Below are 21,778 nucleotides of genomic sequence, written 5' to 3'. Positions count from 1 at the left end.
TTGCTTGTAAGACAATTTCTTTGGGAGGAATGTCAGCACTAGATAAGTATAAAAAAACAGGAAGAGGCCAACCAGAGAGAGACTTCAATGCGCATACACCTCGTCTCGAGTCGGTTGGACTCTTCCTGTTTTTAGACTGTCTTAGTGCGACAGCCCCAATTTTTTAGTCAAGTAAATTCTTCGTTAATCACTCTGATTACTTGATTTTTACACTTAATCCTGCATTCTTCTTTGTGAATATACTCTTGTAAGTTTTCAAAGTCGCTTTATTTTTCTTCTTTGATCCAACCTTAATTGTAATCTTTTTCACCTTAGAAGACTTCAAGCAGTTCTTGACGCTTGCCTTTTTCAAGGCAGCTGTCTTAATGATTACCTTAGTAGCTTTAGACTTTGCAAATGCCTTGGCATTGATTGCAGTAACTTTATAATTCTTGCCGTCAGCTAACTTAACACTCTTAGGTACCGTAACTACCTTGGCATTTTTAGCAACAGTAAATGCCACTTTCCCTGCAGATTTTTTGGCAACTTTGGTAACTTTATATGTATTACCACTTATCTTTACTGTATCAAGTTTCTTGACCTTAACTGCTGCCGCCTTTGGTGTTGCAGCCTGAGCTGGTTTAGCACTAGCTGCCGGTTTAACACTGGCTGCTGGCTTAGCACTCTCATCAGCAAAGTATGTCACTGTTCCCTCAGTTGACTTAAAGCACAGAGCTTTCTTTCCATTGATATCCTTGATTTCATATGATCCCGGTGTAACTGTGCCCTCTGTGATTGAGTTTGCGATATACACGCCCGCATTTTTATTATCACTTGGATTATTGTCATATGCAAAATAATTATACTCTGAAACCAATACATAATTTCCGGTTCCATTCATATCTACATATGTTTTTCCAATTCCATCGGCATTGTAATCAACATACATCTGTGCCTTCTCATATCCCGGAACCTTTCTCATATCAGTTACATCACAATTCCATTTTCCCACAAGAAATGCTCTCTGATTCTTGCCCTCATCAGTCAATGATGACTTGATATTCTCAATTACAAAAAGTGATACTACCTTCTGTATAGAGTCCTCATCGGCCTCCTTGAAAGCTGATGTCATAAATCCGGCTGCAAGCCAGTTTTTGTATTTACCATCTGTGAGCTTGAGAATATCCTCTTCGCTACTTCCATAGCGGAACTCTAGGTGATATGTAGATGCCGGTGTATCTGGGCACATAAACAGATATGTGAACTCATCATTTGCTTCTTCTTTACACTTATAAAGATATCCATCATATCCCATGGCCTGTCCAAAGTACTCTCCTGCTGCTCTTGCTTCCTTGACAAACTCATAACTTCTGTTGACTTTAGTGCCATCATTAAGTGTATAAGTTACATCTTTTCCATCTTCTCCGCCAAACTCTATAGTGGCAACATTTGATATAAAGCCACAGTAAAATTTTCCGTCAACCGCAGTCTCTCCATAGCCAGGAGCATTTACTGATGCCTTGATTCTTGTAACCACATCCGCTGCTTGGGAACCTCCAACAACAGTTGCTGCATAGTCATTCCAATAGTGGTCATACTTAGCGTCATAAACTCCTCCATCAAACAAAGGCTGAAACTCTCCCTTTACCTGCTTCAAAAAGTTCTGACCTGTTACTTTTTCTTCTACCTTGGGCTGCTCCTCGGCAGAAATAATTGGTGTTGCGTTAGAAATGCCTGTGAATGTAAGACTCATCGCTAGAGTCAAAACCGCACATTTCTTAATAAATGAATTCATCATTTTCTCCTTTCTTTTTGCGTATTTAACGCCAAATTTTGTTATTTTTGTCACTTGTAAGTCATGACTAACTATAGTATAATGATTTCAGAATGACTTGCAAGTCATATTGAGTCAGATAAAATTACAAAGGTAGGAATAGACATATGAACGCATTTACAGTAGAAGAACGTACAAGATTGCGAGAAAATCTTATCGACGAGGGATTTCTCCAACTCAAAGAGGGTGGTTATAAGAATGTAAATATAGACAATATTACTTCAAAATGCTATATTTCAAAAGGAAGTTTCTACTCATTTTTCAAGAGTAAATCAGACTTTATGTATGAGATGATGCTCAAGAAGCGATCTGATGCAAAGAATAAAATCCTTGAGTTATCAGGGAAACACAAGCTCGATTATACAGGTCTCAAGGCTTTTATCATGTGGCTTTTGGATGAAGATATAAATATTTTTTCATATATGAGCGACGAGGAACAAGATATGTTAATCAAGATGTGGCCGCCATCTAACTTAAACAACAGCAATCAAAACTTCCAAACAATATCCATGATTATAACCCTATTGGAGAAGCCGAAGCCAAATCCCAATCCCGAGCTTTTTTGCAATTATATGAAACTTATCTCGGTAACACAGGCAAAGAAAAAGCTTTTTCTGTCCGAGGCATACGATGATATAGTCATCGACCTGGTGGAAAAAGCATGTGATTGTATATCATATAGGAGATAGCAAAGGGGCTGTCGCACTAACAATTAAAAAATTGTTAGTGCTCAGCTCCATTTTGTGCTAAATTAGGGAGATTCTATTATTATTCTTTGTTAATTGAGAAGGCGTGACGGGCATGTGAAATACGGATGAAAAGACAATTTTTAAGAAAACATCCGTATTTGTTGGAAGAACTCTTGAGTCTCTGGAGAGTGGAATACGGATGCCCCGAGATGGGGAGAGGCTTGATTGATAAGGTGCAAGGGGCATGCCTATTTGAAAAAGAAGGATTTGGCATGCCCCGAGATGGGAAAAGACTTGATTGAGAAGGCGTGAGGGGCATGCCTATTTGAAAAAAGAGGATTTGGCATGCCCCGAGATGGGAAAAGACTTGATTGATAAGGCGTGAGGGGCATGCCTATTTGAAAAAGAAGGATTTGGCATGCCCCGAGATGGGGAAAGACTTGATTGATAAGGCGCAAGGGGCATGCCTATTTGAAAAAGAAGGATATTATTTTTTAAGCGGAATGTCAGCACTAGATAAGTATAAAAAAACAGGAAGAGGCCAACCAGAGAGAGACTTCAATGCGCATGCATTGCGTCTCGAGTCGGTTGGACTCTTCCTGTTTTTAGACTGTCTTAGTGCGACAGCCCCTTTTATAATGAAATATTATATTATACTAATTACTTTGCAAGTTCTGCGGCAACTTCTGATGGAGCTGCAACAAACTTCATATATGACTCTTTTGGCTCAGTCAATGACTTGAACAACAATGGCTCACTCTTACCTCTCCATGAGATTGAGTCATACAATCCCCAAAGAGTGATTCCTGTGAGTCCCTTAGGGCACTTAGTCTTGTCACGATTTACATGAGCCTTCAAAATCTCACGCATGAGATTTCCGCAGAATACTGCCTGCTCATCGAGAGTCTCTCCCTCGTCTCTGTAATCGTATCTTGGTCTTCTACCATCAGTATCATCTGTATCGAAGTTGATAGTCATATCAAGCTCAGTTATCTGAACCTCATATCCCTCATTCATAAATGCCTTGAGTGCTGTGATATATCCCTCTTCGCCATCAATAGTAGGTCTCTTGATATCAACATGGCTCTGCATACCGATTCCATCACAGATCTTCTCTGGCTCATTTTCATTGATGAAGTTGATAACTGCGATTTCATTTGGAACCTCAAAATATGTATCGTAGTCATTGAAGATAAGTGCAACCTTATCCTGAACTCCGTACTCCTTGCGCATCTGATGTGCAAACTCAAATGCAAGTTTTACATATTTAGGTCTCAACTTGTTCTCATCTTCATCATCATACTTGTAAACTGTATGCCATGATGGATTTCCTGATCTGTGGAGATACTCATTGACAACATCCCAAGTATATACGATATCTCCAGGCTGAACTCCGAGCTTCTTCTCCTGCTCCATAACATGCTTCATTACGTTGCGGATATAGAACTCAAGTCTTCCTGTCATTGTCTCCTCGCTCACCTTCTTTGTTCCACCAAACTCCTGGAAGAACCAACTTGGTGTCTGTGAGTGCCATACCAAAGTATGAGCTCTCATGCGAAGACCATTTTTGTGTGCATTTTCCATTGCTGCATCAACATTATCGAATCTCAACTTAGGAACTACAGAATCAACATATGAAGTTGGGATATCGTATCCAAGTGCTTTTGCTTCTTCGATAGATACTGTATCAGACGCGCTCTTTGGCAAGATTGCCTCCGGCTTCATCTCATTTTCCATAGTTACACTATTGTAGTGGCGCTTTACATGATCCATAGCTTCGCTATCTGTAAGCTGCCATGTGTTGATACATGTTCCAAGTGTTCCAACAAAGTCCTTGTAAGCATCTTTGATTCCAACATAATCTGTTGGCTTATCATATACTACAGGTGTAGATGTTGGAGCAACTGTAGCTTCAGGAGTTGCTGACACCGCTGGTGCAGCACTCTGACTTACTGGTGCATTTGTTGCCGCAGCTGCTGTATCCGCTGTTGCAGCTGGCTTACTATCAGTTCCCTTTGCCACTGATTTAGCTTTGACAACCACTTTGCATGTAAGCTTTTTCTTAGTCTTTCCCTTTTTAAGTGTGGCTACTACTGAAGTATTCCCCTTTTTTTTGCCTATGATATTCACGGCATATTTTCCTTTTTTCTTCAATGTGACAATCTTCTTCTTTGTAGCTTTCCATGTCACCTTGAATCCCTTTGCTTTTTTTACACTGAGCTTCTTTTTAGCTCCGACTTTTACAGTCACTTTCTTTGTGGATAATTTTGGTTTAGCTGCAGCATTAGTTCCCACAACCGGTGTAACCATGCTTATTGCCATAACTCCTACCAGGACACCTGCGGCCCTTTTCTTCCACTCTTTCATATCTCAAAAACCTCCAATCGTATTATGAAATTTAACCTACTCGAATACATAATAACAAAAAGCCATGATATTTCCAATGACTTTTCAAGTCTATTGATTGATATATTGTGATTTATGACCAATATAGAGCCGACTATTTACTAATCTCGCTTATACTTTTCTTGATGTATCTGGCGATATTTCCCCGGCGTCAAATTCTCATGGTTGCGAAACTGTCTACAAAAATGTTCCACGTTATTATAACCACAATCATATGCAATTTCCGCCACCGTCCTATCCGTCTGATAGAGCAATGTCTTCGCTCTGCTAATTCTGCTCTCTATTAATTCTCTATTACACGAAGTGTGAAAGTACTCCTGATACTTCTTCTGAAGTGTTCTCGTACCAAGTGATACAAACTCCGCCATAGATTCAAGTGTCCAGTTTCTCTCTGGATACTCATAGATAGCATTCCTCAGCTTGTTAAATATAGGTCGATATCCTATCAATTCTCCCGTATAGGCATACTCGTGGAGCCTCTCAAATATAATATGCATTAAATCCGTCATGATCCGCTCGCAACTCGGATAGTGAAAATAGTTTTCATCTGCAATTGCTTGGAAGTATACTTTATAATAGTCATACTCCTTTACTTGGATCGGAATTCCATAAGGTAAATAGTCCTCCTTGTACAAATCCTCATCGCAGTCAAATCTAATCCATGTATAAACCATCTTGCCACTTACGGCCTTATAGTGTACTCTCTGCCCAGGTCGATAGAGAACACACTGTCGTGGGGGATATCTCTTCATCTTCCCGTCAACTTCTATCTCAACCTCGTCTCTGAACATCATTATTTCATATTCACCATCTGCGAATACCAAGTTGTCCTCAAAACCTTCCGGCATCTCTGCATCTACCACTGCATATATTATTTGAATCATTCTCTCACCTCCCAGACAAATTTTCCCATATAGTCAATATTATATCATGATTGCACAAAAATTCAATTAAAATCACTCTATTTTCGTACTTATTAGACAATATTTATCCAATTTGCATTGTTTTTGTAAAAATGCAATATACAGACCAGTCTAAAAAAATGCACAAAAAATCAATTATTAAGCAAAATAAATCATTCACATATAGTCTCAACTATGATAAATTTATATGCATAAAGAAGCTAACTTCTACCCTTTCAATATATAATTAATTATGTTTAGCGAAAAGAGACGGCCCCCACGCCGTCTTTTTTCGTGTTTTTTGGGAAAACGGAAACGCATATCGCTGGTCTTACTCACGTCGTTCGTAAGACAATTATTTATCTCGCTTCTTGATTCTGAGCTCTTTAAAAAACTCCCTCAACATGTTTTGACATTCTTCTCTCAATTCACTTTCCTCTAGAGCAACTTTGTGATTTAGGCCATCTACATTAAACAAGTCTATAACTGATCCTGCACATCCACCCTTGGGGCTTCTGCAACCAATCACAACTTTGGGTATTCGGGCTTGTACAATCGCACCGGCACACATGGGACAAGGTTCAAGGGTGACATACATAACGCAGTCCTCTAACCGCCAATCTCCAACCTTCTTGCATGCTTTGCGGATAGCCGTAATCTCTGCATGACAGAGAGTATTCTTCTTGGTATTTCTTAGATTATATCCTCTGGCAATTATGCGCCCATCTCTCACAATCACACATCCAATCGGAGTCTCATCCTTCTTATATGCCTTCCTCGCAAGGCGAATTGCTTCTTTCATGAAAATGTCATTAGTCTCCATAACTGTCTCATATCTCCTATTATTCTTCTCAATATCCAACGACTACTCGCCAAATCATATTGACTTCTTGGCAACCTCAAGAGCTTCAATCACCCTGTCACACCATTCGTCAAATTCCTTATCCTCAACCTGACACTCCTCCGGATGATCCATAGCATAGTCTATCGTGATTCTCACACCCTCATCAAAGCTTATATTGGTTCGCATCTCAGGAACAAGTCTCTTTAACTTTGTATTGTCAAAAACTACAGATACTGACTTATCTCCAAGTAAGCTACCTTCAAAATCAAACCCATATTTCTCCCCAACCTGAGCCAAGAACTCTGAGGCAACATAATATGGTTTTAGCTCGACTCCCAGAGCATCCGCTACAGTTTGGTAAATTTGAGTCCATGTAAGTGTCTCATCTCCCGTTATCTGGAATGCCTCTCCTATGGCATGTCTGTCTCCCATCAAACCAGTAAATCCAACGGCAAAGTCCTTATTAAATGTCACTGTCCAAAGAGAAGATCCATCTCCTTGAATTATTACCGGCTTTCCTTCCAGCATGCGCTTGATAACCTGCCAGTGACCTTTGTTACCCTGAACTCCAAGCGGAATATTTCTCTCGTCATATGTGTGGCTCGGTCTCACTATTGTCACCGGGAATTCCTCCTCGCGGTACATTTTCATGAGAAATTCCTCACACTTAATCTTGTTGCGAGAGTACTCCCAATGTGGGTTGGCCAAGGTTGTTCCCTCAGTAATCAGGTAGCTCGCTGCAGGTTTGTTGTATGCCGATGCAGAGCTTATGAATATATACTGCTTGGTCTTGCCAGCGAAAAGTCTATAATCACGCTCCACTGCATCCACCGTAAAACCGATAAACTCACATACGACATCAAAGTTCATTCCCTGGAGCTTATTTGCCACATCCTCTTCATCGTTAATGTCCGCTTTGATGAGATTGACATTGTCAGGCATTACCTCACTTCTGTTTCCTCGATTGATAAGCCATACTTCCCAATCCATCTCCTCTGCAAGTCTTCTCACAATTGCAGTGCTTATAGTTCCGGTTCCCCCAATAAATAATGCTTTCATCATATACCTCCTTATGGTTATTTTCCCCCGCTAAAAAGCGGGACTACTTTTGTAGACCAAGACCTGTTCTACACTTGTAGCCCCGCTCTATTTATATTACACTCTAGTCAATCTTGACCGGAGTCGCTTTCAACTTGATTGTTGTATTACCATCTACATTAAATGTTCCAGAGAGCTTGTACTGGTCCATATCTCCGGACTTGATTATAGACGTCTCATCGAAAGTTCTTGATGTATACTTCTCACCTGTAGTTCTCGTGAGTTCCTCAGATTTGATTTTCCCATATGCATTTACACATACAGAGCTTCCCTCTTCCTCATGGACACTATAGGTACCCTTCTTGAGATATACAACCATCTTTCCATAATATTCTGATTCCTTGTTAGTATAGTTCCTCACCATACAATCTTGGTCATATAAGTCATCCAACAAAAGATATCCCATCATTATATTGTATCCGACTGCTCCCGCAATATCTGTCTCAACGTTAACTCGGTAATAAGGAAATATCAAATCCTTAGTCATATCGGATTTCACTTCAACTCTACTGGTTGCATTGGCTCCCAAGTAATGGTAAGTTCCTGCTTTTACAGTCACCTTGTATGTATCCGGGATAACTCTGAGCGAGTAATTTCCATCTTTATCCACGTTGGTTCCAGGCTGAAGTGTGTCGCCATAACTATCGACGTTTGAGACAAATTCGATCCCTCCTGCATCAAATTTTCCTCCGCCCAAGTCTTTGACATTTCCCTTGATAGTCTTACCATCCACCAATGTAAATGGTATATCAACATTTGCCTTTACCTCCGGGTTTTCAGAGTCAGAGACAGTTGCCTTTACAACGTAGTTTCCGGCAGGAATATTGGCTCTCGTGCCATCTGTGTCCGCTCTAGGGACTCCGGAGAGATCATAACTATACTCATATTCTCCATCTCCGCCACTGGCATAGATTTTATCCTCATAGTCAATAATACTTCCCACGTTCTCGCTGTAATCTGTCATATAACAATCATCAAATAAAAATGTTCCGTTAGACTCGCTTTTATATGTTTTTGGATCATCTTTCTTATATGACAATCCCTTAACCGGAACTGCCGCTGCCACAATATGAGTATCATCACCAACTAGGAACACGTATTTTGCTGTAAACTTATTACCTACTTCATCCACACCGGTGAGAACAACTGTAGTACCATCTTCCACCTGCTCCATCTTTCCTGACAGAGTGACACGAGATTTGTTCTTAGAAATCTTGGCCTTCACTCCCTTTGGCATTGTACCAGATACTGAGTATGTCACGCTTCCCTTGGCGGCCTCTGAATATATACTCAATTCCTTATCTACATAATATCCAACTCTGTAAGAATCAACATATCTGATTGAATCCTTGGTCATTGTAACATCTACAGGAACATTTTCAATATATACTTCCTTGACTAGTTGATCTTTTCCGGTTCCGATAGTAACCTTGGCATACTGTCCATCCCAAAAATAACCGTCAACACTTGAATCGAAATATAGGTTATATGTGAGATTATCCTTTGTCTCAGCATAGGCCACTTCTCTCTTTCCGGAATCCGTGTAAGCAAAGGATTTGGAATTCTTGGTAAAGATATTAAAATCCTCTGTCTTGAAAGCCTTAGCCTTAGACAACTTGACCTCCATAGAAATATCTGATAACGCCTTGATACTGCTAATTGAAACCTTATCCTCTGCAACAGTAACCTTGCACTTTGCCTTCTTGTTGCTTCCATCTGTGGACATACATGTAATCGTAGCGCTTCCAGCTTTAACACCTGTCACAGTACCATTTTTATTAACTTTTACAATTTTTACATTGCTGGAACTCCATGCAACTTTCTTCCAAGCGCCCTTACTAGCTGTCACCTTAGCCTTGAGAGTCGCCTTGCTTCCTGGCTTAACAGACAGCGCCGTCTTGTCTAGCTTGACTTTCTTAACTACACCCTTCTTAACTACAACCTTGATGCTTCCTCTCTTCTTGGAATTCTTGGCACTCGCAACCTTGATTGTAGTCTTTCCAACTTTAAGACCTTTAACTTTTCCCTTTGAATTAACTTTTGCTATTTTTTTAGATGCTGATGTATAGGAAACTTTCTTATTCGCCGTTGTAGAAGGCTTTACTTTTACCTCTGTAGTCAGCTTTACACTCTTTCCCTTTGCAATATATGCAGTTTTTCCGGAAGGTGCTGTAACACTAACCTTCTTCACTGTAACCTTGGCTTCTGCGCCATTATCACCACTAACAACTGCTCCAACAAGAGACATGGCAGCTATCGCAGTAGCAGTTGCAATTAACTTTGTTTTTCTCATCGCATTCTCTCCTTTTCCATAATTTCAAATTTCTAGTATTGTGTGTATCGGTTAAGTATCAGTATACCACATTTTGGGGTGCATGTCTTGCCATTTTTAATCATTTATGCAAAGAAAAAGCTGGTATTTCTACCAGCCAAGTTCCATTAACCAATTGTTGAGATTTTTCTCTCTTTCCTTCGAAGATAGCTCCGGATCATTGAAAAACTCTCCCTCGATATTGCCATCTAGAATATACAAGACGCGAGAACATTTTGCCGCAATCTTGTGGTCGTGAGTGACCATCATAATGGTCGTTCCCTCTTTATTGAGCTTCGTGAGTTCCTCCATCACCTCAGTCGACGATGATCTGTTGAGAGCTCCGGTGGGCTCATCTGCAAAGAGAATTCGCGGTTTGTTGATCATGCTTCGGCATATGCATGCTCGCTGAAGTTGACCCCCCGAGACCTCGTTGATGTCATGATCTGCCACCTCTATAATTCCAAGCTTCCTCATCAATTTCTCGCCGTAAGCAATCACTTCTCCCCTTGTTCGCCCAAGTTTCTTGCTCTGAAATCCCGGGAGAAGGATATTGTCAAGAAGTGTGAGATTTTTCATCATATACATTTGCTGAAATATAAATCCCATGTCATCTAGTCTTGCATCGGCAAGCTCCTTCTTCTTCATGTTAGTGATATCTCTGTTGCCAAAATATACCGTACCGCTGGTTGGGGAATCCATCCCTGAAACACTGTAGAGAAGGGTGGATTTACCCGACGCCGATGGTCCCATAATAGCCACCATCTCCCCCTCTTCCACTTTGAAACTCACATTTTTCAAGACATTGTTTTGTCTTTTATCCGCAATATATGTTTTACACAAATCCTTTACTTCTAACACTGTAGCCATATTCATTCTCCTTTTCTATACCAAATTAAGTTGTATATCATAACTTATCATATTTACTCAATACTTGCCGTGTCTCTCGCGACTGTCTGCTTGGAATAAAGTGATGTAACCCAAGCAAATACCACTGCAACGCATGCCATAATCAGTGCAACTCCCGCATTTCCACGGACGGAAAATACAGGTTCAACGTGACTGGCTCCCATAATTGCAAAAACTTTCTGTATACAAAAATCAGTAACCGGTCTAGATATTGCATAACCAAGCACAACCGCACTTCCCAACACAACAACAAATCTGACAACTTGCCATCCTATGACTGAATCATCTCTAAAGCCAATCGCCTTCATAAGTGCAATCTGCTTTTTATCCGAACTCAAGAAACTTCGCTCCATAAATACTGTCACAAGCCCCACGATAACACAAACAATTCCAACGACAACATTGGTTGCACTTCGAGTTGGCTCCAGAGAATTCATCGTATCTATGCACTCCTCTCTGGCATTTCTAATCTTAAATCCATCAGATTTACAAGCCTTCTTCAGGATAGCCTTTCTCCTTGCTATTTCCTCATCACTTGGATTGTCGTCAAACTGAATTACAGCTGTATTATATCCATCAACATATTCAGCAGCGATCTCATAATTATCGCTTAGCATCAACAGATTTCCTTGATTATTCATAGTTTGAAATATTCCGGAAACCATCTTATTTTCCACCTTGTCGCCTATCTTAACTTTAACTGTATCGCCAATCTTGGCTTCTAGTTCGTTCGCCACAAGGCTTGTAATAGCTACTTCATTCGGATTCTCTGCTAGGCTACCACTTTCCACCTTTATCCTGTCACCGGTGTCTCCCGCCGTCTTTGTCACCATTGTCTCTAGTTTTTTGTCATCCAATTCAACCTTGGATGCACAGTATATTGTACGTGATACTTTTCCGGACATCCCGTTAGCGGATAATTTTTCTTTGATCTTTGAATGTATTCTATCCATATTCACATAGAATTTGTCCGTTCTGCAGCTCTTCACCAGCTCATTGTCCTCGACACTCACATACAAATCTCCCGGATTGTTTAACAGCTCTATACAGCTTGAGCTGTCCATTGTAGATGTGAAATTAGTGACCATAAAGGATACAATAGCGCATATAAAGAATGCAAGGAATACTGTCAAATACCTTCTGGGGCTACTTATCACATCATTTAACGCCAAGTAAATACTATTATTAGCATGACTATTAGTCAATCGCAATCCACCCTTTTTCTTGAACCGTTCTCCCGATTCACCATTTCTGATTGCATCTACAACAGTCATCTTGTTCACTTTTCTTGTTGTAAAGTAAGCAAAAAAACATATTATTAGGAAGATAATCCCCGCACCAATTATATTTAATACAATCGGATTATCACTTCCAAGATACATACTCTCGCTCATGGTTCCCATCATCAATTTGCCCACAGGCACACTGACAAATAGTCCTATTATCGCCCCAACAAGCCCAAGTGTCACGTACTTTACCATATATAGGGTTCGTATTTTCCTCTGACCAATTCCTATCCCCTTCATAACGCCTATCTCTCTGTACTCATTTTGAATAGAAATACCAAGAGAGAATCTCATCACAATAATAGAAATAATTAACAAACATATACTCACGACCATCAAGATAAGGGCAATAACCATATCCAACATATATGTTGTCTTAATTACATTTCTGGAAAGACAGTACACGCCATAGTCTTCCACATCTCCCAACTCCTTCTGAGCCTTTTCCACATCTGAAAAAACAGGGAAGAAGAAATCATTCTTAATAAAACTTCCTTTTTCAATCTCCGCATAATCTGTTTTATTCAGAAAAAATCTAGGCATTCCCTGAAAAGTCGATCCGAGAATAGCATCCTTCAACATGCCATCGACGATAAACTCCTTCTCTTTATCACCGATTAACACCTTTATCTTGTCACCTTTCTTCAAATCACAACTGTTCTTCATGTTGACATTTATCCAAGCATGTCCCGGCTCCACATGATTCATGACGCGATTTTCCGAATCAAAGTATGTAAGACTCCCATCAGAAAGTTTACATACATCTACCTCAGAATCAACCTTCTTTTTCCCCTCTAAGATGATATCCTTTTTCGCCAACACAGACATGGACTCTTTTTTATACGACTCCACATACTTTGCTGTCTTGAGCTTTTCCTCAAATCTAGTGTCACCGCTTAATGTTTCATATACATACTCTCCAATTCCAGCTTTATCAAGGAAAAAATCAAGCCCATTGGTAACTGAGACTATATTATTGATTCCACTGGCAACCAATATAGTCGACAGGATTATAAAAAGAAATAATACCGTATTCATGGTCTTCTCTCTTTTCAAGTCCTTTTTCAAAATACTAAGTATCATAGTTTCCTTCCTTTCTACTTTCTTGAAAAATATTCCGATGTCCGGATCATCGGGATATCTCTAACTCACGACTATATCATAAACCATAAATTATTAAATAAACATTAAATATTGTCTTTCAGGCTTTTCTTACCACAAGAGTCGCAGTAAATTTCTCACCATCCAACTCCAAAAATGCTTCTCCCTGCATCATTGTCATAAGTTTTTTCACTATATAAAGTCCCAGACCATTTCCCTTTATCCCAGAACTATTACTACCTCTGTAGAAAGAATCAAAAAGATTGACCACCTCGGAGGACTCAATCTTAGCTCCACTATTAATCACTGAAATCAGCTTGCATTCCTCTTCTTCGCGGACTGTCAAACGTATTTCCTCACCATCCCCATACTTAATTGCATTCTCAAACAAGTTTTGAATACACTCTATCAATCTATCCTCATCCGCCTTTATAAGGCAATTATCATACTTTTCAACAACAAAACTGATATGAAGCACACCAAGTTTTTCTTTATAATAATACTCTATCTTCTCGATAATTTGTGATAAATAGATATCATTGCTTTTCACATCAAACTCAACAATATCATCTCTTGAGATACTATAAATTTCATTGGAATATTTACTGATTTCATCGGCCTTTTCTATGATTCCAAGTATTGCCTCTCGCTTTTCTTCTTCCGTCTCATATACTCCATCAGCTACCGCTTTGGCATATAATTTAATCGTCGACAGCGGAGTCCTAATGTCATGAGACAAGGACATCAGCAAGGTTTTTTTGTCTTTTTCATACTTAAAGCTTTTATTTTTTTCAGCCTCAAGGTGTTCTCTCAGCATATCCATTCCCCAGATAAATTTCCCGAAGAACTTGCTTTTTTCTTCCTTTATAGGCTTGGTCAAATGCCCCTTGGCAAGCTCAACAGTCATGTCAGACATCGTCTGAAAAGGTCTAATTATCTTAATATAGTAATAAATAATTACAAAAATCGTAATAAGAAGAATTGAAAATAATGCCACATTCATCATTATAATCTCATCTAGGTTATCCTTGATGGTATACTCAAATCTATACAGCCTGCCTCCTGCGGATTCCACTAAATATGAATTATTACATACTTGATTAGGATCAAACACAGTCACTCTAGTTATGGTTTTATACTGACTTAAATCTAGCTTTTCAGGCATCACAAGAAGGGTCTTATCTGCTTCCAAGACCCTCACAATTCTCTTCGCTTCTACTTTTTCATAGTGATTGTCATCATGAGATTTGGTCATGATGATATAATTAAATACTCCGATGAGCATCATCTCGAACAAGATGATGAATACTGAAAATTTTACATATCTACTCAAATCTATACCCAACTCCCCATACTGTAATAATATGATTTGGTTTTTTTGAATTCTCTTCGATCTTCTCCCTGAGCCATTTAATGTGTACAGTGAGAGTTTGCAATTCTGACTCACTGTCACTTCCCCATATTGTATTAAATAAGTATTCCTTCTTCATGGTCACGCCCTTGTTCTCTATGAGCAGTTTGAGTAACTCAAATTCCTTATTGGTCACCTCAACACTTTCTCCTCGAACCTTTAATGTCATATTAACAGTATTGAGTTCTAAATCCCCTTCAACGATCGTATCTATCGCATATTTACGCTTAAATATCCCATTGATCTTCGCCATGAGAATGTCAATATCATACGGTTTTTCTATGTAATCATCCGCACCTATTTCCAATCCTTTTAGCTTGTCAGCTTTCTCATTTAATGCACTTGCAATTAGTATGTGCGCATTGGACTTCTCTCTGATTTTAGAGCATATACTAAAACCATCTATTCCGGGCAACATAATATCAAGAATAATAAGTTTAGCTCCGTACTTTTCAAACAAATCAAGGGCTTTTTCTCCATTTTCAGCTATGCTAACTACATAATTATTCTTTCTCAAGTATGCCTCTAGAAGTTTTCCTATATCTTTATTGTCCTCAACAATCAGTATATCCAGCAATGAATACTCTCCTTTTCAAAATGTTAACTATATATCCTTAATCTTATCTTCCATTCTTATCTTTTCTCACTAACATAAATATAAATAAAGCCAAGCAAACCAAAGAAAGAATCAATAGTGGCAGAGCAAGATTTCCCGATCCGCTTATAATTGATGCAACCCCGTCATTTACTTTAACTGGTCCGCCTCCACCTATAAATACACCCTTCGTAAGTGAAATTCCAGAAAGCAACATCAAAATAAAGTTTAACGCGATTCCCACATAGCATACTATAGATTTCTTATTCCCGCGATATGGCTTGGATGTCTTTTCTTCACGTTCCAGAGACTCTTGGTCCTTCGCTTCCAACAAATCCTTTTCGTTCATAGCAATTCACCTCCTGCTAAGTATTATATCATAACCGGTTTTCAGCCGCAAGTTGGGGGGAATACGGATAAATAGTTCTTCCCCACCCACAGACAGTTGATTTTACCTACCTTCTATAGTATAATATTAATAGCATTCATGTAAGGAAGTGAAAAAAGATATGAATGAAAAAGGATATGAAAGGGATATAGCTTTTGTTAATAAATATGATTCTTTGATGTCTTCCAAGTACGAGTTCAGCTTATACTTCATTGGCCTTGCTAGTTGCTTAGGCGTTCACATAATGTATTTTATACTGTTCTCCAAGTGCGGAATTAAGGAAATGGCTTACTTTAACATTGGAAGTGTCTCATTCTATGCACTTATGCTTATCTTGGTCAAGTTTATAAACAACAAATCCATTATTATATACTTGAGTATATCGGAGATAATCGCGCATGCCTCTGCGGCTACCATATTTGTTGGTTGGAAACCAGATTTTGGTATGTTTCTCTTGATGATAATTCCTCTGCTGTTCCTTATGCCAACAAGAATTACAATAGTACCATTTATCTTTATGTTTATCTCAATAGCATTATATGGTGCCCTTGGTTTTTTATGTCATGACGATCGCTTTGTGATACACAGTTTGGAGCATGACAAGATGGGAACAACACTTTATATCATTAACATAGTCATTGGTGCATTTGTTCTCTTTTACGTCACTACGATTTATACAATTTTGAATCGTTATACCCAAAGCAAACTGCGCGCACAAAACGAGCAGCTCCTTGTAATGGCAACAGTCGATCCCTTGACTCAGTTACATAACCGCCGAGCTATGGGAGAGACACTTAGCAAAGTCAGCATAGAATCCCAAGAAAGTGGCGAGAAATATGTTCTCGGAATAGGTGATATTGATGATTTCAAACAAGTCAATGATACATATGGACACGATTATGGCGACAGCGTCTTATCTGCAGTTGCCTCAATCATATCAGATAATCTTCCACAGGGTGGCTATGCCGCTAGATGGGGTGGCGAAGAATTTCTCTTTGTATTGCCGGCCTCAAACCTTGAATCTGGCGTTCGCTTTGCGGATAGGATTATCGAATCAATTCGAGCCTACAAGTTCAACAAAGGTGATATCGAATTTGGTGTAACTATGACATTCGGTGTCTCAGAAGGTCATCCTGAAGATGACATAGACCGAGTACTTGTCAATGCAGACAAACGATTGTATCACGGTAAGGCAACTGGGAAAAACCATACAGAGTTTTTGGATTAGTACTTACAAGGTTGTCACGCTTAGAAATCGGAGGTGACAACCTCTTTTCTTCTTCTGTAACACAACATAACTATCCCGATCAATATTATCATCATACTTATAATCTGAGAGGTTGAGAAAAAACCTATACTACCTCGCATAGAATCCCCTCTTAAGTATTCATCAAAAAAACGTATTATACCATACGAAATCAGATAGATTTCTATAATAAATCTATCCATATTCTTCTTTGTCAAAAACAACAGTATTCCTGAAATGACAAATAATCCCATCGCCTCAACTAACTGGATTGGAAATAATTCTACCCCATGCGGTGCATAGCTATCCGTAGGGAATGTAACCGCACCAATTCCGTGATATCTTATTCCATAGCAGCAGCCTGCTCCAAAGCATCCTATCCTACCCATTCCATGTACCAAAGGCAAAATAAAAATACATCTTCTCAAATACTCTCCAAGTATAATACCGTGAAGCTTACTCGCAAAAAACAAAAATAGAGCTCCCAATATTAATCCACCATAAAAAACAAATCCACCTTTTAATAATTGATTAAAATACTGCATGTCAGCGATACGATTCCAATCAATTTCTCTAAATGAAATTAATATATATAATACCTTGGCACCTATAAACCCCCCAAGTAATGCATATGCTTCAAGTATTATAAAGTCATAAATATTTAGCTTATCTTTTTTTATGATTTTGTATTCACAAATATTCCCTAATATTAATCCAAGAAGTATTAATAATCCATATGAGGGAACCATAAAACCCATAATATTTATATATTTAAACATATTAGACTTCCTCTCAAAAAAAGAAAGGTTTATTGACTATAACCAATGTGAAATACACGCATCTTGTATAGTCAACATCACCTTTCATATAAAGAAACATTACGAATATGTGGTATTAACAACCAACTATTGTTGAAGTGCTGTTCCTGCCGCACCTAAGCATGCTACACATGCAATATAAAGAATAAGACTAAGTACAGTACCAATTATAGACAATACTAGTCCAGCTGTAGCCATTCCACTCTTTTCAGGTGAATTCTTTTTTCCTACAGCTCCAAGAATAATACCAATTATTCCAATTATTCCACCAACCCATCCGAGTGCTCCAGCACTAAAAAGACCAATTAGTGTTGCTATTATTCCCAAAACTAAAGATGCAACTGCCATAAAATCCTCCTTTCAGAATCAAGTATTACATTGATTCAACATCTCTATTATAAAAAACATTTTCGTTTCTTATAATTCTACACTACTTAGATAAGAATTTTTCTAACACCTCAAATGCTGTTGTTGTAGAAGATGCCGCTCCTGCTAGTATGCCTATGATAAAAGCAACCAATTGTATTCCGTTAAGCACCGTTCCAATTATTCCTGTAACAAATCCAGCCATTGCCATCCCATTTTTTTTATGAGAATTCATATCGGAATATTTTTTTGCATAAAACACGCCCAAAACTCCCGTCACCAAACCAACAGGAAAAAAACATGAAAAAACAATACTACATATTCCCAAAACCATTGCTGCTACAGAAAATCCATTTCCTTGTTTACTATCGTCCATAATCTAATCCTCCAATTTTACCATTCGCTCGCATTAACAGAAAATGTTGCATTCCCACCCGTGCTATCCGTTGCATATTGAGCTGTCGGATTTCCTTTAACACCTGCCACAAGCGAGCCATCGTATTTAATATATATATTTTTTTTGCTACAAGCAGCGCATGATAACTTAACAGTTTTAACATCCATCTGCTCACCAAATAATTCTACAAATTGTTTTTCAAACTCTGTATCCACTGTCTCTTCGATCCATCCAGAACCATCTGATGCCATTTCAATATCTACGTAATCGGCGGTATCGCCAACATTCGCAATCGCGACTGAAGCAGCCGATGCAATAGTATCTATTGTTGACAGATCCTTGGATTCCCTACTTCTCTCAAGTTCTGGATTTCGACCTGAACTAACTCGAAAAGTAGCCAATTCTCCTTCATCATTTTTGACATATTTTGCTTCTGGATCACCTTTAACTCCTACTACAAGTTCTCCATCAAATTTTACATATATGTTCTCGCCACTGCAGACTGAACTTGACAAATTAGATTTTTTAATGTCCATCTGTTCGTCGAGAGCTTCAACAAAATGTTTTTCATAATCTGTATCAACTGTCTCCTTAACATAACCTGAACCATCTGACTCTACCTCGATATCAATATAATCTATATTAGTGCCATCATTCGCAATTACGACTGAAGCAGCCGATGCAATAGTGTCTAATGTTGACAGATCCTTGGATTCCCTACTTCTCTCAAGATTAGGAATACTCACCAAAGCGATTATAGTGATAAAAATGATAATCTGTACAACAACTATTCCAATTATACCGGTGATTAATCCTGCTTTTGCCAGTCCATTAGTTTCTCCATTGTTCTTTTTTCGGTGAATGGCAAAAAATACAATTGCAAGTATTCCCGTAATTAAACCAACATAGGGAACAACTATAGCCATTATTCCTGTTATCATACTAGCTACAGATAAGCCATGGCTTTCTTCTGCCCTGTTTTCCCCTTTATCATATGAGGTTTCATCTGTCTCGAATTTTGTAGTTGAAATACTGTCGTCAATAGTTTCACTGGTACTCATTGTTGAATTTTCTTCATGAGTTTCAAATTGGTCAAAGTTCTCTCTGTTTTCCATAAAAACCCCTCCTCTAGTTCAATAGAAATCTTAGTGCATAAGTACGTATAATCCAATATTCAGAGCTATGAGTAAAATCGTAAGTTGTATTTTTAATCCAATTACACCCAATATCAGCCCGGCTAATGCCAAGTTTCTTGATTCAATTCCCTTCATGTTAACTATTGCCGCTGAAAATGCTATTGCTAGCACTCCAAATACTGCCCCTAATACCGGTACAATCAATGAACATGCTGCACACATAATGCATACTATTGCCAGATAGCCAGTATTATTATCAGTATTCTTTACTATAGTATCATCAGCCATATGCATCACCCCTAACTATAGTTATTGTACTATGTAGTAATTATAGTATATTGAAACTTTGTTGTCAAGCATATATTATTAACTATGGTGGTGTATATGAAGAAAAACTTTAATTTAGGCGAAAGAGTACAAAGTATAAGAAAAGCTTCTGGACTCAGCCAAGAGGAATTAGCCCTCAGAGCTGATATAACTCCCACATATATGGGACAAATTGAAAGAAATATTAAGAATCCAACTATTAGAGTTCTTGAGCGAATATGTGAAGCGTTAGATGTATCTTTAGCTGATTTTTTTTCAGAAAAAGAGACTTCAAGAATCCAATGTCCAATAACTACACAAATAGTTGCACAGCTCCGGGATTGTTCTGACAATGAAAAAAATGTATATTTAAAAATCCTCAAGGATATTAAAGCACTAAGACGCTAGTATTTTATCTTATTACTAGCGTCTTTGTTCATTCCACACCTATTCACTACTAGAAAAGCCAGCCAACTCCAACGTTGACTGGCTTTAACTATTTGTTAATTCGCGAATTATTTACTTGTCGCCTCAAATATCCATTTCTGATTATTTGCTGCCATATATGACCACTGGCAGACGTTTGTTCCATCGCCTGTTCCCCAGTTGTAAACATCCAAGCTTCTCTTGTCGCTTGATACTCTAGTTACAATTCCATAAGTGTTATTTCCTGTTGAAACTGCCTTGAACTGCTGAGCTGTTGCGTTATTTGCCTGATATGTCTGGATGTTGGCACCGTCTTTGTTTTCGCCATATTGAAGGTCAAGCATATAGCCGTTACCATTCTCCAGTGTAAAGTATCCGTTTCCAAGATTCTTAACATACCACTTTTGGCCTCTTACGCCAGAGCCTGTTCCGATTTCTACATTTACACCATTTCCACCCTTGTTACCTGCCACCTGAAGATACTTCTGGGCATGAACATTTTTGATATAATACCAGCCATCTTTGATAGTTCCACTGTTTGTCTGAGAACTGCTTGATGAGCCGGAGCTAGTTCCCTGTGAACTTGAACTTGATGATGTATATCCTGAATCTTTAAATGCCTGAAGAACTCCGTAGTAAGCTGTTTTTGGAGTATAGATATTGGAGAACAAAAGTGGCTTTTCTCCTCTAATCCATGTTACATCATCTGCCAATCCCCATATTGTAAGGCATGTGATGTTCTTGCCGCTCTTCTTGAGCTGCATTACTTGTTTCAAGATACTATATAGGTAATTGGAAAGGTCCTGATCACCTTTATTGGTAGCATCAAGTTCTGTAATCTGAACTTCAAAGCCAGCATTTAAGAATGATTTCAGTGCTGAAAGATAATAGTCAACGCTTGGGTATGTAGTTGACAAATGAGACTGCATTCCCACACCATTACATATCTTCTTTCCCTCATTGATATAGTTTATCATTGTTATTACATCATTAACTTCCATATATGTATTGATGTAATATAATAATAGTTGGCACTTTTCTTAGGAAGTTTGTAGTGATATAATACAACCCAAAGGAGGTGCCACATGGCAACAAAAAAACAACGTAAATACGACATGGAATTTAAAATCCAAGCAGTTAAACTTGGTAAGGAAATTGGCGTTCAACGTGCTGCAAAAGAGCTCGGCATACCCGCACATACCATTTATAACTGGAATAAACAAGTCAAAGATGGAAGTCTTGACATCGGCGAAGGTGCTCATTCGCCCTCTAATGCCCGTACACTTAACGCAGAAATGATTGAACTGCGTAAGAGGATAAAAGCCCTGGA

General features: G+C 38.6%; 21 protein-coding genes. 4 read left to right on the top strand and 17 right to left on the bottom strand.

The genetic code is table 11. The annotated features are described in order from the left end of the window. Positions 1–196 precede the first annotated feature (196 nt). Positions 197–1,777 (bottom strand): hypothetical protein, encoded by a 1,581-nt coding sequence (locus L877_RS13745; RefSeq protein ID WP_156923038.1) that lies wholly within the window; start codon positions 1,775–1,777, stop codon positions 197–199. A 143-nt stretch (positions 1,778–1,920) separates the two neighbouring features. On the opposite strand from L877_RS13745, the gene L877_RS0111365 reads away from it, so the two are divergent. After that, on the top strand, positions 1,921–2,502 hold the full coding sequence (locus L877_RS0111365; RefSeq protein WP_026836175.1) for a TetR/AcrR family transcriptional regulator: 582 nt from the start codon (positions 1,921–1,923) through the stop codon (positions 2,500–2,502). Positions 2,503–3,162: 660 nt separating this feature from the next. Here L877_RS0111365 and L877_RS13165 read toward each other — a convergent pair. The 10 genes from L877_RS13165 to L877_RS0111305 form a co-directional block, all read right to left on the bottom strand. Then, positions 3,163–4,869 (bottom strand): endo-1,4-beta-xylanase, encoded by a 1,707-nt coding sequence (locus tag L877_RS13165; protein WP_051437845.1) that lies wholly within the window; start codon positions 4,867–4,869, stop codon positions 3,163–3,165. 140 nt (positions 4,870–5,009) lie between these two features. Next, positions 5,010–5,792: a helix-turn-helix transcriptional regulator gene (locus L877_RS0111345; RefSeq protein WP_026836174.1), complete on the bottom strand. Its 783-nt coding sequence runs from the start codon at positions 5,790–5,792 to the stop codon at positions 5,010–5,012. Between the two features lie 373 nt (positions 5,793–6,165). Further along, positions 6,166–6,672 (bottom strand): tRNA adenosine(34) deaminase TadA, encoded by a 507-nt coding sequence (gene tadA / locus L877_RS0111340; protein ID WP_423219309.1) that lies wholly within the window; start codon positions 6,670–6,672, stop codon positions 6,166–6,168. Between the two features lie 15 nt (positions 6,673–6,687). After that, entirely contained in the window at positions 6,688–7,713 is a 1,026-nt protein-coding gene (locus tag L877_RS0111335) for an SDR family oxidoreductase (protein ID WP_026836172.1), read from the bottom strand. Between the two features lie 103 nt (positions 7,714–7,816). Then, a complete protein-coding gene (locus tag L877_RS0111330; protein ID WP_026836171.1) occupies positions 7,817–10,045 on the bottom strand; it encodes an Ig-like domain-containing protein in 2,229 nt (742 codons plus the stop codon). Positions 10,046–10,174: 129 nt separating this feature from the next. Next, positions 10,175–10,933, bottom strand: coding sequence for an ABC transporter ATP-binding protein (locus tag L877_RS0111325; RefSeq protein ID WP_026836170.1), 759 nt, complete (start codon positions 10,931–10,933; stop codon positions 10,175–10,177). A gap of 53 nt (positions 10,934–10,986) precedes the next feature. Beyond that, entirely contained in the window at positions 10,987–13,341 is a 2,355-nt protein-coding gene (locus L877_RS0111320; protein WP_026836169.1) for an ABC transporter permease, read from the bottom strand. Between the two features lie 118 nt (positions 13,342–13,459). After that, positions 13,460–14,692, bottom strand: a complete 1,233-nt coding sequence (locus L877_RS0111315) for a sensor histidine kinase (RefSeq protein WP_026836168.1) — start codon at positions 14,690–14,692, stop codon at positions 13,460–13,462. After that, complete coding sequence (locus tag L877_RS0111310; protein WP_026836167.1) at positions 14,685–15,347, bottom strand: response regulator transcription factor; 663 nt, start codon at positions 15,345–15,347, stop codon at positions 14,685–14,687. The genes L877_RS0111315 and L877_RS0111310 overlap by 8 nt, the downstream gene beginning before the upstream one ends. A 43-nt stretch (positions 15,348–15,390) precedes the next feature. Continuing rightward, positions 15,391–15,714: a hypothetical protein gene (locus L877_RS0111305; protein WP_026836166.1), complete on the bottom strand. Its 324-nt coding sequence runs from the start codon at positions 15,712–15,714 to the stop codon at positions 15,391–15,393. Positions 15,715–15,874: 160 nt separating this feature from the next. Between L877_RS0111305 and L877_RS0111300 the strand changes: the two genes are divergently transcribed. Further along, on the top strand, positions 15,875–16,981 hold the full coding sequence (locus L877_RS0111300) for a GGDEF domain-containing protein (protein ID WP_051437844.1): 1,107 nt from the start codon (positions 15,875–15,877) through the stop codon (positions 16,979–16,981). A 20-nt stretch (positions 16,982–17,001) separates the two neighbouring features. Here the strand turns inward: L877_RS0111300 and L877_RS0111295 are convergent, their stop codons facing one another. The 5 genes from L877_RS0111295 to L877_RS0111275 all read right to left on the bottom strand — a co-directional run bounded on the left by L877_RS0111295 (position 17,002) and on the right by L877_RS0111275 (position 20,004). After that, entirely contained in the window at positions 17,002–17,778 is a 777-nt protein-coding gene (locus tag L877_RS0111295; RefSeq protein ID WP_026836164.1) for a prolipoprotein diacylglyceryl transferase, read from the bottom strand. Positions 17,779–17,904: 126 nt separating this feature from the next. Beyond that, positions 17,905–18,165 carry a hypothetical protein gene (locus L877_RS0111290; protein ID WP_026836163.1) on the bottom strand — a complete coding sequence of 87 codons (261 nt, stop codon included), beginning with the start codon at positions 18,163–18,165 and terminating at the stop codon, positions 17,905–17,907. Between the two features lie 82 nt (positions 18,166–18,247). After that, complete coding sequence (locus L877_RS13160; protein WP_051437843.1) at positions 18,248–18,559, bottom strand: DUF4190 domain-containing protein; 312 nt, start codon at positions 18,557–18,559, stop codon at positions 18,248–18,250. Between the two features lie 17 nt (positions 18,560–18,576). Continuing rightward, the gene (locus tag L877_RS13740) at positions 18,577–19,695 is read right to left on the bottom strand and encodes a DUF4190 domain-containing protein (protein ID WP_051437842.1); all 1,119 of its coding nucleotides are present in this window, start codon (positions 19,693–19,695) and stop codon (positions 18,577–18,579) included. 30 nt (positions 19,696–19,725) lie between these two features. Next, positions 19,726–20,004, bottom strand: coding sequence for a hypothetical protein (locus L877_RS0111275; RefSeq protein ID WP_026836162.1), 279 nt, complete (start codon positions 20,002–20,004; stop codon positions 19,726–19,728). Between the two features lie 96 nt (positions 20,005–20,100). Between L877_RS0111275 and L877_RS0111270 the strand changes: the two genes are divergently transcribed. Next, on the top strand, positions 20,101–20,430 hold the full coding sequence (locus tag L877_RS0111270) for a helix-turn-helix domain-containing protein (protein WP_026836161.1): 330 nt from the start codon (positions 20,101–20,103) through the stop codon (positions 20,428–20,430). A gap of 107 nt (positions 20,431–20,537) precedes the next feature. Here the strand turns inward: L877_RS0111270 and L877_RS13150 are convergent, their stop codons facing one another. Further along, complete coding sequence (locus L877_RS13150; RefSeq protein ID WP_084554887.1) at positions 20,538–21,449, bottom strand: RICIN domain-containing protein; 912 nt, start codon at positions 21,447–21,449, stop codon at positions 20,538–20,540. Positions 21,450–21,533: 84 nt separating this feature from the next. Between L877_RS13150 and L877_RS0111260 the strand changes: the two genes are divergently transcribed. Then, on the top strand, positions 21,534–21,778 hold a 245-nt coding region (locus L877_RS0111260; RefSeq protein WP_026836160.1), incomplete at its 3' end, for a transposase.

Origin of the sequence: Eubacterium xylanophilum ATCC 35991 (assembly GCF_000518685.1) — a bacterium.
Taxonomy (GTDB): domain Bacteria; phylum Bacillota; class Clostridia; order Lachnospirales; family Lachnospiraceae; genus Eubacterium_F; species Eubacterium_F xylanophilum.
This window is presented reverse-complemented; position numbering and strand designations above follow the sequence as displayed.

Excerpts from the sequence above, each read along its gene's own strand:
- L877_RS13745 (WP_156923038.1), bottom strand. The coding sequence starts at position 1,777 with ATGATGAATTCATTTATTAAGAAATGTGCGGTTTTGACTCTAGCGATG.
- L877_RS0111365 (WP_026836175.1), top strand. The coding sequence starts at position 1,921 with ATGAACGCATTTACAGTAGAAGAACGTACAAGATTGCGAGAAAATCTT.
- L877_RS13165 (WP_051437845.1), bottom strand. The coding sequence starts at position 4,869 with ATGAAAGAGTGGAAGAAAAGGGCCGCAGGTGTCCTGGTAGGAGTTATG.
- L877_RS0111345 (WP_026836174.1), bottom strand. The coding sequence starts at position 5,792 with ATGATTCAAATAATATATGCAGTGGTAGATGCAGAGATGCCGGAAGGT.
- L877_RS0111335 (WP_026836172.1), bottom strand. The coding sequence starts at position 7,713 with ATGAAAGCATTATTTATTGGGGGAACCGGAACTATAAGCACTGCAATT.
- L877_RS0111330 (WP_026836171.1), bottom strand. The coding sequence starts at position 10,045 with ATGAGAAAAACAAAGTTAATTGCAACTGCTACTGCGATAGCTGCCATG.
- L877_RS0111325 (WP_026836170.1), bottom strand. The coding sequence starts at position 10,933 with ATGGCTACAGTGTTAGAAGTAAAGGATTTGTGTAAAACATATATTGCG.
- L877_RS0111320 (WP_026836169.1), bottom strand. The coding sequence starts at position 13,341 with ATGATACTTAGTATTTTGAAAAAGGACTTGAAAAGAGAGAAGACCATG.
- L877_RS0111305 (WP_026836166.1), bottom strand. The coding sequence starts at position 15,714 with ATGAACGAAAAGGATTTGTTGGAAGCGAAGGACCAAGAGTCTCTGGAA.
- L877_RS0111300 (WP_051437844.1), top strand. The coding sequence starts at position 15,875 with ATGAATGAAAAAGGATATGAAAGGGATATAGCTTTTGTTAATAAATAT.
- L877_RS0111295 (WP_026836164.1), bottom strand. The coding sequence starts at position 17,778 with ATGTTTAAATATATAAATATTATGGGTTTTATGGTTCCCTCATATGGA.
- L877_RS0111290 (WP_026836163.1), bottom strand. The coding sequence starts at position 18,165 with ATGGCAGTTGCATCTTTAGTTTTGGGAATAATAGCAACACTAATTGGT.
- L877_RS13160 (WP_051437843.1), bottom strand. The coding sequence starts at position 18,559 with ATGGACGATAGTAAACAAGGAAATGGATTTTCTGTAGCAGCAATGGTT.
- L877_RS13740 (WP_051437842.1), bottom strand. The coding sequence starts at position 19,695 with ATGGAAAACAGAGAGAACTTTGACCAATTTGAAACTCATGAAGAAAAT.
- L877_RS0111275 (WP_026836162.1), bottom strand. The coding sequence starts at position 20,004 with ATGGCTGATGATACTATAGTAAAGAATACTGATAATAATACTGGCTAT.
- L877_RS0111270 (WP_026836161.1), top strand. The coding sequence starts at position 20,101 with ATGAAGAAAAACTTTAATTTAGGCGAAAGAGTACAAAGTATAAGAAAA.
- L877_RS13150 (WP_084554887.1), bottom strand. The coding sequence starts at position 21,449 with ATGGAAGTTAATGATGTAATAACAATGATAAACTATATCAATGAGGGA.